Genomic DNA, 13,087 nt, shown 5'->3' with positions numbered 1-13,087 from the left:
TCAAATCAAGTGTAATTGTAGCTTTTTATTGGTTGGTATTCCCGCTAATCCTTAATATGTTTAGTTCTTAAGGCTCTTGTCACACGTGAAACGGCTGTCCATGCCGGGTACAGCGCGGTAATACTGCTCTTGGCATGCTGTTGTTTAAAAGCGATCTAAACACTTGAATACTTGGTTTTTGTCCTCATCTTCAATTCATCCTGTTATTTGTTGCGAAATCTGGGCAAGCAGTATTTAGTAACTGTTTGCTTTAGCTTCTCGCATATTTTCTCAAGTGAAAATTCTATGCGAATCGATAAATTGACAACGAAGTTTCAACAGGCTCTAGCCGATGCGCAGAGCCTGGCTGTTCGCGAAGACAATCCCTATTTGGAACCCGCCCACGTACTGGTCGCCTTGCTGGCTGATGCCGATTCAGGCACAGGCAGTTTGCTGGCTCGTGCGGGCGTTGCCATTCCCCGCCTGGAAAACGAGCTTAACCGCCTGATCTCCAATCTGCCCAAGGTGCAAGGGGCGGAAGGTCAGCAGCAGCTCAGTTCGGCCTTGCAAGCCGCTTTGGCTAAAACCGACAAGGAAGCCGCTCAACGCGGTGATACTTATATTGCCAGTGAATTGTTCTTGCTGGCCCTGGCCGATGATAAAGGCGAAACCGGTCGTGCTTTGCGCGATGCGGGTTTGCAGCGCCGTGCGCTGGAGGCGGCCATTGAAGCCGTACGCGGTGGTGCCAATGTGAGTGACGCTGAAGGTGACAGCAATCGTGAGGCCTTGGACAAATACACCACTGACTTGACCGAGCGTGCTCGTCTGGGCAAGTTGGACCCGGTTATTGGCCGTGATGACGAAATTCGCCGCACGATCCAGATTCTGCAGCGCCGTACCAAGAACAACCCTGTTCTCATTGGTGAACCTGGGGTGGGTAAGACCGCCATCGTGGAAGGTTTGGCGCAGCGTATCGTGAACAACGAAGTGCCTGAAACCCTGAAGGGCAAGCGCGTTCTGGTGTTGGACCTGGCTGCTTTGCTGGCCGGTGCCAAGTACCGTGGCGAATTTGAAGAGCGTCTGAAAGCTGTCTTGAAAGAGCTGTCCAAGGACGATGGCAAAACCATTGTCTTTATTGACGAGCTGCACACCATGGTGGGCGCCGGCAAGGCCGAAGGTGCGATGGATGCCGGCAACATGCTCAAACCGGCCTTGTCGCGCGGTGAACTGCATTGTATTGGTGCCACCACGCTGAACGAGTACCGCCAGTACATCGAGAAGGATGCCGCTTTGGAGCGTCGTTTCCAGAAGGTGCTGGTTAACGAGCCGGACATGGAGTCCACTATTGCGATCCTGCGTGGTTTGCAGGAGCGCTACGAGCTGCACCATGGTGTGGCGATTACCGACCCGGCCATTGTGGCTGCGGCCGAGCTGTCGCAGCGTTACATTACGGACCGCTTCCTGCCCGATAAGGCCATTGACCTGATCGATGAGGCCGCTGCCCGTATCCGTATGGAGATTGACTCCAAGCCCGAGGTCATGGATAAGCTGGATCGCCGCATCATTCAGTTGAAGATCGAGCGTGAAGCCGTCATCAAGGACACGGATGAAGCCTCTCAGCGTCGTTTGCAGGCCATCAATGACGAGATGGAAAAGCTGCAGCGCGAGTACAACGACTATGAAGAGATCTGGAAAGCCGAAAAAGCGGCGGTTCAGGGCTCGCAAGTTGTTAAAGAGGAAATCGAGAAAGTTCGTGCCGAAATGGCTGAGCTGCAACGCAAGGGCCAGTTCGATAAATTGGCTGAGCTGCAGTACGGCAAGCTGCCCGAGCTGGAAGAGCGCCTGAAAGCGGCCGAAGCCAATATGGACAAGGCCGATCAGGACAAACCTCGCTTGCTGCGCACGCAGGTCGGTGCCGAGGAAATCGCGGAAGTGGTCTCACGTGCAACCGGTATTCCTGTGTCCAAGATGATGCAGGGCGAGCGTGAAAAGCTCTTGCAAATGGAAGACTACCTGCACAAGCGTGTGGTCGGCCAAGGTGAAGCGGTACGTTTGGTGTCGGATGCTATCCGTCGCTCGCGTGCGGGTCTGTCTGACCCTTCCCGCCCGTATGGTTCCTTCTTGTTCCTGGGGCCAACCGGTGTGGGTAAGACCGAGCTGACCAAAGCATTGGCCAACTTCCTCTTTGACTCCGAGGATCACATGATTCGCATCGATATGAGCGAATTCATGGAGAAACACTCGGTGGCTCGTTTGATCGGGGCGCCTCCCGGCTACGTGGGCTATGAAGAGGGCGGTTACCTGACCGAGGCCGTGCGTCGCAAACCTTATTCGGTGATTTTGCTGGACGAGGTAGAGAAAGCACACCCCGACGTCTTTAACGTGCTCTTGCAGGTGCTGGACGATGGTCGTTTGACCGATGGCCAGGGCCGTACGGTGGACTTTCGCAACACGGTGATCATCATGACCTCCAACCTGGGTTCGCAGCATATCCAGCGTTTGTCGGGTGAGCCTTACGATGTGATCAAGGAAGTGGTGTGGGAAGAAGTGAAACAGCATTTCCGCCCCGAGTTCCTGAACCGTATCGACGAGGTGGTGGTGTTCCACAGTCTGGAAGCAGAACACATCGAGTCCATTGCTCGTATCCAGCTTGAACGTCTGGATCAGCGCCTGGCTCAGCGTGACATGCATCTGGAAGTGAGCGACGCTGCTTTGGCGCAGTTGGCCAAGGCCGGGTTCGATCCTGTGTTCGGTGCCCGTCCTTTGAAACGTGCTATTCAGCAGTATATTGAGAACCCGGTGGCACGCCTGATCCTGGAAGGCCGCTTTGGTCCTAAAGACGTGGTGCCTGTGGACTGGAAGGACGGCGAGTTTACGTTCACCCGCAGTATCCAGTAATCAGCAGGGCTTTGATGGCGACGGTGCTACCGGATTGCTTAATGCGTCACTCAAGTTGAGGTTTTAAAGTAGGCTGCCGTGTTGCACCTCGTCATCGACGTTGTAAAGAAAAACCGCCTTGGAAATCCAAGGCGGTTTTTTTGTGCTCATTGCTATTTGGAACACGTGACTTTGAGACTAGGCGATGGTGTTTTGGATTGAAGTGGTTTGATCGCTTGACCGTCAGCATCTAGATGAATGCTGATATTCCGTGTCGTAGGCGGAGGTTAATCGGCTAAGTGCCTATCGGCTGGCCTCTAAATCATTCCTGCCTAGGGTCTCAAGAGGAATGGGCCCCAGTGAGATGATCAATCCAGCCACCAGCCTATTCCCATTTTTAAGCGTTCTCTTGAACCGGAGCTGGAGGCGGTGTCAGGTCCAGTTCGTCCTTGCCGTAGAACTTCACACCGATCTCGACACGAGGGCGGCCTTGCGAGCGGCGGTGGCGGTTGGTGTCCCGCAGCGAGTACACGCAACCGCAGTACTCCTGCTGATAGAAGTTCTCGCGTTTGCTGATTTCCAGCATGCGTTGCGAGCCGCCCCCTTTGCGCCAGTTGTAGGTCCAGTACTTCATCTCCGGATAACGGGCTGCGGCGCGTTCGCCGCAGTCGTTGATCTGGTTCATGTCTTTCCAGCGCGAGATACCCAGCACGCTGGAGATGATGTCGTAGCCATTTTCATGGGCGTAGAGGGCCGTGCGCTCAAAGCGCATGTCAAAGCAGACCGTGCAGCGCTCGCCACGCTCGGGAGCGTGCTCCAGGCCGCGTACACGTTCAAACCAGTTATCTACGTCGTAGTCGGCGTCAATGAACTCGATGCCGTGCTGTTCGGCAAAACGGATGTTTTCCTGCTTGCGCAGTTCGTACTCGCGTACAGGATGGATATTGGGGTTGTAGAAAAAAACGGTGTATTCAATCCCCGAGGCGTGCAAGGCCTCCATCACCTCGCCCGAACAGGGGGCGCAGCAGGAGTGCAGCAGCAATTTCTCGCGCTTCTCCGGCATGGTTAAAACTGGACGATTGAGCTGAGTGGACATGAATCTGAATCCGAGTAAAAAGGCGTCCCGAGTCGGTCGCACAATAAATCAATGCGACTATTGTAGATTCTTGGCAAAGTTTAGTGAAATCAATCTGTTGCCTTAGTACCCCAGGACCTCGTCCCAAAGGCGTGTCACGGCCTGCCGTTCCTGGGTCAGCTCAGATTGCGGCACACGGGCTTTTTCTGCTCCTTCCAGACGCAAAGCGTGCTGACGGCGGCGCAGGGCGCGGTAGGCATCGGCCACTTCCTGAGCATGGTCGACCGCGATCAGGCCCGCCTGCGCGGCAATACCCAGCAAGGCGATATTGCCCAGGTTTTCCAGCAGTTTGGGATGCTCGCGGCTATGGCACAGCACCAGATACTGGGTGATGAACTCCACATCCACCATGCCGCCCCGGTCGTGCTTCAAGTCAAAAAGTTCGCTGCGGTTGGGGTGTCCGGCACTGATCTTGTCACGCATGTCCAGAATATCTGCACGTAATTTGCGTTGGTCCCGTTCCATCAATAAGATGGATCGGCGGATGTCATCGAAGCGGTTTTTGATCTGGGCATCCCCGGTCACGAAACGGGCACGGGTAATGGCTTGATGCTCCCAGGACCAGGCACTCCGCGTCTGATACTGCTCGAAGGCATCCACGCTGACAGCCAGCAAACCGGCATCGCCATCGGGGCGTAAACGCAGGTCAATATCGTAGAGACGTCCCGAGGAGGTCATGGCCGACAACCAACTGGTCATGCGGCGCGCCAGCTTGATGTAGCGCTCTACATTGTCTTGGCTGGGATCGTCGTACAGAAATACCAGATCCAGGTCGGACGCATAGCCAATTTCCTTGCCCCCCAGCTTGCCGTAGGCAATGACGGCAAAGTGCGGTGAGGAGTCGTGTTCTGGGCCCAGGCTGCGGGGGCGTGTCAGAGGCCAGGTGCGCTCCAGTGTCTCGGCCAGCATCATATCGGCCAGAGCCGAGAGTTGGTCGGCCAGAGCCTCGACGGTCAGTACACCTTCCAGGTCCTGGGCCAGCAATTGGAACGTGATCTGGTGCTGCCAGTCGCGCATCATGTTCATCTGCTGTTCGACATCGGCTTGGCCATCGGGCAAGCGGCAGGCATCAAGATCGCGGCGCATTTGCTCGGACAGGGCGGCAAAGTCCGGAATCTCCATCAGCGAATGCCATTCGATCAGGCTGTCCAGTAAGAGCGGGTATTGAGCCAGATACTGTGCGGCCCACGGACTGGCCGAGACAATTCGGGCAACGCGGGCTAGCGTATCTGGGTACTCGGCCAGCAAAGCCAGATACGCGCTACGCTGGGCGATCAGCTCGATCAGGTTGAACAGGCGGGTTGCGGTGACTTCCGGGTTCTCGGAGCGGCAGGCGTAGTCCTCGGCCAAGGGGATCAGGCGCTGTACGCGATCCAGGCTGGCATTGGGCAGGCTGCGCAGACGATGGCTATTTAGCAGAGCCTGACGCAATTGTTCGATGCGTTCCTGCAAAGCCTGATCGTGCTCTGCCTTGCTTTCTTCGGGGGCGGGTGCAGCCGCCGCAGGAGGTTCGGTACTGGCTTCTTCGCCCATGCCTGCCAGACGGAAGGCATTGCGGAAGGTGTGCGAGACAAATTTTCTGTGCTGTCCTAACTGTTCGTCGAAATCAGCCAGGCTCAGGCCCAAGGTGGCCGCCAGCTCGGTGCGTAGCTCCTCGTCCTGGGGCAGCAAATGGGTTTGTTCGTCCTCGCGATACTGCAGGCGGTGTTCGACACGTCGCAAGAAGGTATAAGCGGCCAGCAGCTTGTCGCAGACCTCCTGGTCCAGCAGACCGGCCGCACACTGACCTTGCAATGCTTTGTGCAGGCTGGGTGTTTGCAGGGAAGGCTGTCGTCCCCCGCGAATCAGCTGATTGAGCTGGACGACGAACTCAATTTCCCGGATCCCACCGTCTCCCAGCTTGATGTTGTGCCAGGTTTCCACGCCATTGCGGTTCAGGGCGCGGCGCGTCCAGTCCTGGCGAATGCGCTCGCGCAGGCCGCGCAAGGCAGACAGGGCATCAAAGTCAAAATATTTGCGGTACACAAAAGGGGTACGCAGTGCCTCGAAGTGATGCACATCACCGGCGCTGCGGCTGCCCTCAAAAGCCTGGGCCTTGATAGGGCGGGCCTTGATCCACGCATAGCGTTCCCATTCCCGGCCTTGGTTGACCAGATAGTTTTCCAGCGCCTGCATGCTCCAGGCCAGCGGCCCGGAATCCCCGTCCGGACGCAGGCGCAGGTCCGTGCGAAATACCTGCCCGAAGGCGTCGGTATCGGACAGCACGGGCATCATGCGCTGGGTTACTTTGCCGTAAAACTCGTGATAGCTCAGGGGGCGGCGGCCATCGGTCTCACCGTCCTCGTCATAGAGCATGATCAGATCAATGTCTGAGGAAACGTTTAATTCCCCTCCACCCAGCTTACCCATACCTAAAATAATCATCTCCTGGGGTAAGCCAGTTTCCGAGTTTTTAGGAATACCGTGTACTTCAGCCAGTTGTCGGGCGACGGTTTCATACGCTTGTGCCACGGCCAGATCAGCCAGGCTACTCATGGCCAGCATCACCTCTTCAAGAGGGGCCAGACCATTGATATCACGGATCATCAGTACCAGAAAGACCCGTTCACGCAGTTGGCGCAAGGCCTGACGCACTTGTGCCAAGCGATCATTATCGGGTTCGGGCAGTAAAGTCCTATACCATTGCGTAATCAGTGTGGCGGTGACAGGGTGCTGGGCTTGCTCTTGCAACCACGCCCCAAATTGTGGCTGAGCGTTTACTTTTCGACGCAAGGGGCCGGACCATTGCATCACGGGCTTCAATATAATGGACTGGCTCATACGATAAGAGGCTTTTCGGATAAGGGGGGACGACAAGTGAGATGACTTGTCTGACAAGGCCGGAAATGACCGTATCTAACTATACTCGGGAATTGATTGCATGGTAGTTCGAGGGCTTGTGCGACTGGCGCTAGTGCTCTATTTTGCGCTGATGCTAAGCCTTGTCGGGCTACGTTATCTGCTCGTGCCCCAACTGGATAATTTGCGCCCCTATCTGGTGGAGAAAATCAGTGAGCAAACCGGCCTGCAAGTTCAGATTCAAGAATTAAAAGGCGACTGGCAGGGCTGGAATCCCCATCTTTCTGTGACGAACCTGTCGCTGTCAGAGCCAGGGCAAGAGCCCATGTTGCAGTTGCCCAAGCTGCAAGCCGATATCAGCTGGAAGTCCTTGTTCAGCGGTTCGCTGCAATTGCGCCAGCTGGATGTACAAGGTTTGACGATCCCGGTGCGGCGCGATCCTGAGGGCCAGATTCTGGTGATGGGCCAGGTACTGGATCTCAACAATGACCGTGCCCCAGCAGAACCCGAAGTCTGGCAAGGGCCGGTTCGTTGGTTGCTGGAGCAGCGTGGCATTCATATTCAGGGTACGTCCTTGCAATGGCAGGATGATCTGCGTGGCGCGCCTGCCTTGACTCTGCCATCGATTGAATTGCAGATTGGCTACAGGCAGGGTTGGCACGAGGTCAATCTGGCTACGGCCTTGCCCGCCGATCTGGGCGAATCCCTGGCTTTGGCCTTGCGCGTGCAGGGCAAGCGTCGTCTGCCCGAAAACGTGGATGTGATGGACTTGCCCTGGGAGATGACGGCGCAGGCCAATGGGGTCGATACTCCCGCGCTGCGCCCTTGGCTGGACGTACCTGTGATTCTGGACAGAGGCTGGATCGATATGCGTGCCCAGGCCCGCCAGCCTCAAGCCGCCCAGGCCGTACAGATTCAACTGGCAGCCCGATTGCAGGATGTGGCCGTGCTGACGGATAGCGAAGATCGCCTGCAGTTGGAGCAAGCCCATCTGGAGCTCAATGGCAGTTTCCGTGATGTGCAGGCATTGGCCCAAGGTAAGCAAAGTGGCGACGTGCAGTGGACGCTGTCGATGAATGGCTTTGGTCTGCGCCTGCCCGATTTGTTTGCCCACTATTTGGCATTGGATCAGCTCAATGCCCAAGGCATGGTTCATCGCGATGAGCAGGCCAGACTGAGCCTTGGCAACATGAATCTGGCTCTGCGTAATCCTGATTTAGATGCGCAATTAACAGGTAGTTGGCGTGAGGATGCCAAGTTTGAGGCGGGTGTGGCTGACTGGCAGGGGCAATTCACGCACCTGAATCTGGCGGCTTTGGTGAATTACCTGCCTTTGACGGTCAACCCTTTGGCGCGTGAATGGATGCAGGCTGGACTGGTACAGGGGGCGGTACGAGACGGGACAATCCGCTTGCAAGGTGGCCTGGACACCTTCCCGTATGGCCTGAGCCCGGCGGATGGCAGCTTTGAAGTGGTCGGGATTTTGGGTGAAGGGATTGTGGATTATCAGCCTGCCCAGCCCCAACGTTTGGCCTGGCCACGTCTGGAAGGCATACAAGGCAGCATACGCATGCATAACGATAATCTGGATATTGTGGCTCAGCAGGCGCGCATGCCTATCGCCAAGCAGCCGGATATTGTGCTGCGCGATATTCAGACCCACATCACGTCCTTGGAGCAAAACAGCTTTCTGAAGCTGGAGGGCGTGTCTCAGGCTCCAGCGACCAGCTATCTGGCCCTGGTGCACCAGTCCCCCCTGAACGCCTTGCTGGATGGCTTGCTGGCCGACAGTCGCGTTAAAGGGGATTGGACTGTACCCATCAAATTGCAGGTTCCTTTGGATAATGCGGATGACACCCAGGTACAGGGGCAAATCCAGATGAACAATAGCGAGTTTCAGTACATGCCTGAAGCTCCGTCATTGACGGCGTTAAAGGGCGAGCTCGCCTTCAGTGAAAAGGGCGTCAGTGCCCAAACCTTGACGGGCAAGGTGCTGGGGGGCGACACCCAAATCAGTGGTGTGCTCGAGCCCGGCAAGCCCGGTTTGCGCATAAATGGTGTGATCACTGCGCAAGGTCTGGAGCAATACCTGGAATTGAAGGGCGTACAGCGTCTGCAAGGGCAGACTCCCTATCAGGTATTAATGAAGCTCGATGCCAAGGGTTCTTTTTCCTTTGGCGCGGAGTCCGATCTGACGGGGCTGGCGCTGAACTTGCCCGAGCCTTTCTACAAACCTGCCGAGCGTGCAGCCAAATTGAAGGCAGATTGGAGCAGCGACTCTGCCGCCAAGATGGACCGCTTGCAGATCAGCCTGCAAGACAGACAGACCTTTTTGTTGAACCTGTTGCATGCTCAAGGTTCCCGTCAAGGCAGCTATTTTCAAAGTGGCAGCATGGGAACGCCGGGGCTAGTGAGTTGGCCCAAACGTGGCCTGGAATTGCATAGCCGCTATGACCGTATGGATCTGGATGCCTGGGAGAGAGTCGTCGAGGAGTTCGGTCAAAATCTGGACGGCAGTCCTTTGATTCCGTCGGGCCGTCCCCTGTTGCCTTTGCTGGAACGGGTGCGCCTGAAAGCGGATCAGGCATTTTTTAGAGGGCAAGTGCTGGATCAGTTGGAGATGGAAAGCACGGAAGATGCCGCTGGCAGCTTGTTTCTGAGCCTGAAGGCCAAGCAAGCTGAAGGGCGTTTGCAGGCGCAGCATCAAGGCGGCCGCTATACCGGCATGTTCAACGCCAATTTTTCCCATTTGTACCTGAATGGTGGCAGGCCGGATTGGGCTTGGCCCGACGCCGACCTGCCCATGAGCGATGATCTGGTTTTGCCTGCGATCTCGTTCAAGGTGGATGATTTGCAGATACAGGGCGTGCGCTTTGGTGCTTTGGAAGCCAAAGGCAAGCCCGCAGGAAAGGGCCACAAATGGACCCTTGAAAACGTTTCCTTGAACGCGCAGGGCATGCAACTGCACGGTTACGGTTCTTTGGCATTGAGTGGGCCACAGCGAGGGCTGGAATTGCTTGCCAATAGCCAGGTAAGCAATTTGGGGCAGTTTGTGGATGTCAGCGGCTTGTTGACAGAGTCCATTAAAGATGGCGAGGGAACGGTGCAGGCCGCCTTGTTCTGGAGTAATTTCCCCTGGTCTTTTGATAAGCGCAACATTCGTGGCCAGTTCAATGTGGATCTACGTAAAGGACGCTTTATCAGCCTGAAATCACGCTCGGCAAAATTGCTGGAGTTGCTCAGCCTGCAGTCCATTTCACGCTTGAGCAGACTGGATATGGACTTGTTCGGCGCCGTGAAGCAAGGCTTTGCATTCGATAGCCTGACCGGGCGCATGAACCTGTCGCAGGGCAAGCTGGAGCTGGATAATTATCAGATCAAGGGCCCGGCGGGAGCGGTCAACCTGGAAGGCTGGATTGATATCAAGGATGAGACGTTGGATTTGATTGCGGTGGTCAATCCGAATCTGGATATGAGCGGCGCGGCGATTGCGGCCTATTTCACGGTTAACCCGATGGTAGGGGTAGGGGCTTTGTTGACGCAGTGGTTGATGCAGATCCCAATGAGCAGTCACCTGTCTGTCTCTTATGCAGTGACAGGCAAGATTGATGATCCGCAGCTCAAAGAGCTGGAGGTGCCGGCGGCCAGCACTGCGAAAAAAGAGAAGCAGCCGCGGATTGAGCCTTGAGACCAGGCGCTTTACCCAAAACGCTTTTGCGTAGGTCTTCGTCAGGGTAGCAGCAAGGTTTTTTCGTGATTTAACTCTTATACCAAGGATGGGCCGATGAGCGCACATAGACTGAAACGACTGGCAGCGACATTGGTTGTGGCGGGCCTGTCTTTCCATGCTGTTGGGGCGCAAACCCATCCGGTGGTTCGGGCCGTACAAGAGGTCGAACAGTCCTTGCAGGCCCGTGTTGGTCTGGCCGTACTGGACACGGCAGACGGGCAGTGGTGGCAATACCGTGCCGATGAGCGCTTTCCTATGGCCAGTACCAGCAAGGCCTTGATCTGTGCGGCTTTGTTGGCCCGAGGGCCAGGTGCGATGAAAACTGCCTGGCTGATCAAGGAGGAGGCCATTCAGTCTTACGCACCCACCACAAAGGAGCTGATCGGCCAGCAGGTATCAGCAGCTCAATTGTGTGCGATCACGATGCGCAACAGCGACAATAGTGCCGCTAATGGGGTTTTGGAGATTCTGGGCGGGCCTGAGGCTATCACGTCCTTTCTTCGTGGCGTGGGTGACACGGTGACGCGCCTGGATCGCAACGAGCCCAGCTTGAATGAAGCCACGCCCGGCGACCTGCGCGACACAACGACCCCGCAAGCCATGGTGCAAACTTTGCGGAATCTGGTTTTGGGCGACGCGCTTAAAGCCTCAGACCGTGATCGGCTGATTGACTGGTTGCGCCATAACGAAGTGGGCGGACCCTTGTTGCGAGCAGGCGTTCCTGAAAGCTGGACCGTAGCAGACCGAACCGGGGCAGCCGCTTACGGCACACGCGGTGTCGTGGCGGTGATGTGGCCCCCTGAGCGTGGGCCGCTGGTGGCGGCTGTCTACATCACGGAAACCAAGGCCTCGATGGAAGCGCGCAATGCGGCCATAGCCACGATTGGCAAGGCCATGGCAGCGGCGGTGGATCAAAAAGCTCGGTTTTGATTTTTTGTGGAGCGCTGACGAGCTTTTTTCAGGGAGCTTATCTGGCTGCCGTTATATGAATGTCGGATTCTGTGGACAAAAAAAACCGCCTTGTGGGCGGTTTTTTGACTACTGAGCAAGGCGCAAAACTTAATAAACACCTTGATGACGCATGGCATTGGCGACTTTGACAAAGCCGGCAATATTGGCGCCGTTAACGTAGTGGATGAAGTCGCTTTCTTGACCATAGTTCACACAATTTTCGTGGATGTCACGCATGATGGAGTGCAGCTTTGCGTCAACTTGTTCACGTGTCCAGTTCAAACGCTGGGCGTTTTGGCTCATTTCCAGACCAGAGACGGCGACACCACCAGCATTGCTGGCCTTACCTGGGGCATACAGAATCTTGGCGTGGATAAAGGCATCGACTGCGTCCAGCGTGCTGGGCATATTGGCACCTTCGGCGACGCAACGCACACCATTCTTGATCAGAATTTCGGCGTCTTTGCCATCGAGCTCGTTCTGGGTTGCGCAAGGCAGGGCGACATCGACGGGGATGTGCCAAGGACGTTTTCCGTGCTCGTACAGCAGGCGGTGTTGTTGGGCATAATCGACCAAGCTGCCGCGCTGTACATTTTTAATGTGCATCAGAGCCGCCAGTTTTTCACGCGTAAAGCCATCCATATCCACCACGCAACCTTGCGAGTCGGAAACGGTCACCACTTTGGCACCCAGGTCCAGGCATTTTTCAATGGCGTACTGAGCGACATTGCCCGAGCCAGAAACGGACACTGTCATGCCGTCTAAAGACAGCCCTTTACGTGCCAACATTTCCTGTACGAAATATACGGTGCCATAGCCCGTGGCCTCAGGACGAATCAAACTGCCGCCAAAGCACAAATCCTTGCCGGTAAAGACACTGGCCGCGCTGTTGGAGAGTTTTTTCATCATGCCGGCCATAAAGCCCACTTCACGCGCGCCTACGCCGATATCACCTGCAGGAACGTCGGTGTCTGGACCCAGATGACGGTAAAGCTCAACAATCAGGGCCTGGCAAAAGCGCATGACTTCGCCATCTGATTTGCCTTTGGGATCAAAATCCGCGCCGCCTTTGCCGCCGCCCATGGGCAGGGTGGTCAAGGCATTTTTGAAGGTCTGCTCAAAAGCCAGGAACTTCAGGATAGACAGATTGACCGAGGGGTGAAAGCGCATGCCGCCCTTGAAAGGACCAATGGCATTATTGTGCTGAATACGGAAACCGCGATTGACCTGAACCTGGCCACGATCATCTACCCAGGAAATACGAAACTGGATAACACGTTCGGGTTCAACCAGACGCTCGAGCAGACCGTGGTCGGCGTACTGGGGGTTTTTCTCGATGAAGGGCCACAAGCTGGTCATCACTTCCCGTACGGCCTGCATAAATTCAGGCTGACTTGGGTCGCGGGACTGCACTCTGGCTAGGAACTGTTCTAGAGAGATAGATTTCATTGCAAGCGAACTCTGTTTGCAATACTGAGATTTCGAGTAGAACTCAGCAGATTGAAAGAATGGATGCATGGGATTGCACCCGATCAATACGCCCATCGCAAGCAAGCCTCTCGTATAGAGAGGCTTGC

At 55.9% G+C, this 13,087-nt stretch carries 6 protein-coding genes; 3 read left to right on the top strand and 3 right to left on the bottom strand.

Annotated elements, in window-relative coordinates; genetic code table 11:
* Positions 1-285: 285 nt before the first annotated feature.
* Complete coding sequence (gene clpB / locus CA948_RS06985; protein WP_094197085.1) at positions 286-2,877, top strand: ATP-dependent chaperone ClpB; 2,592 nt, start codon at positions 286-288, stop codon at positions 2,875-2,877.
* A 376-nt stretch (positions 2,878-3,253) separates the two neighbouring features.
* Here the strand turns inward: clpB and CA948_RS06980 are convergent, their stop codons facing one another.
* Both CA948_RS06980 and glnE read right to left on the bottom strand, forming a co-directional pair.
* A complete protein-coding gene (locus CA948_RS06980; RefSeq protein ID WP_094197084.1) occupies positions 3,254-3,952 on the bottom strand; it encodes an epoxyqueuosine reductase QueH in 699 nt (232 codons plus the stop codon).
* Positions 3,953-4,054: 102 nt separating this feature from the next.
* The gene (gene glnE / locus CA948_RS06975) at positions 4,055-6,811 is read right to left on the bottom strand and encodes a bifunctional [glutamate--ammonia ligase]-adenylyl-L-tyrosine phosphorylase/[glutamate--ammonia-ligase] adenylyltransferase (protein ID WP_108727665.1); all 2,757 of its coding nucleotides are present in this window, start codon (positions 6,809-6,811) and stop codon (positions 4,055-4,057) included.
* A 118-nt stretch (positions 6,812-6,929) separates the two neighbouring features.
* Between glnE and CA948_RS06970 the strand changes: the two genes are divergently transcribed.
* A complete protein-coding gene (locus tag CA948_RS06970; RefSeq protein ID WP_238988662.1) occupies positions 6,930-10,517 on the top strand; it encodes a YhdP family protein in 3,588 nt (1,195 codons plus the stop codon).
* A gap of 96 nt (positions 10,518-10,613) precedes the next feature.
* Positions 10,614-11,489, top strand: a complete 876-nt coding sequence (bla, locus tag CA948_RS06965; protein WP_108727663.1) for a class A beta-lactamase — start codon at positions 10,614-10,616, stop codon at positions 11,487-11,489.
* 129 nt (positions 11,490-11,618) lie between these two features.
* Here the strand turns inward: bla and gdhA are convergent, their stop codons facing one another.
* Positions 11,619-12,959, bottom strand: coding sequence for an NADP-specific glutamate dehydrogenase (gene gdhA / locus CA948_RS06960; protein ID WP_094197080.1), 1,341 nt, complete (start codon positions 12,957-12,959; stop codon positions 11,619-11,621).
* Between the last annotated feature and the right edge of the window lie 128 nt (positions 12,960-13,087).

The sequence above is a fragment of the Alcaligenes aquatilis genome (assembly GCF_003076515.1).
Taxonomy (GTDB): domain Bacteria; phylum Pseudomonadota; class Gammaproteobacteria; order Burkholderiales; family Burkholderiaceae_B; genus Alcaligenes; species Alcaligenes aquatilis.
Note: the sequence above shows the minus strand (reverse complement) of the source record. Positions and strands in the feature narration are given on the sequence as shown.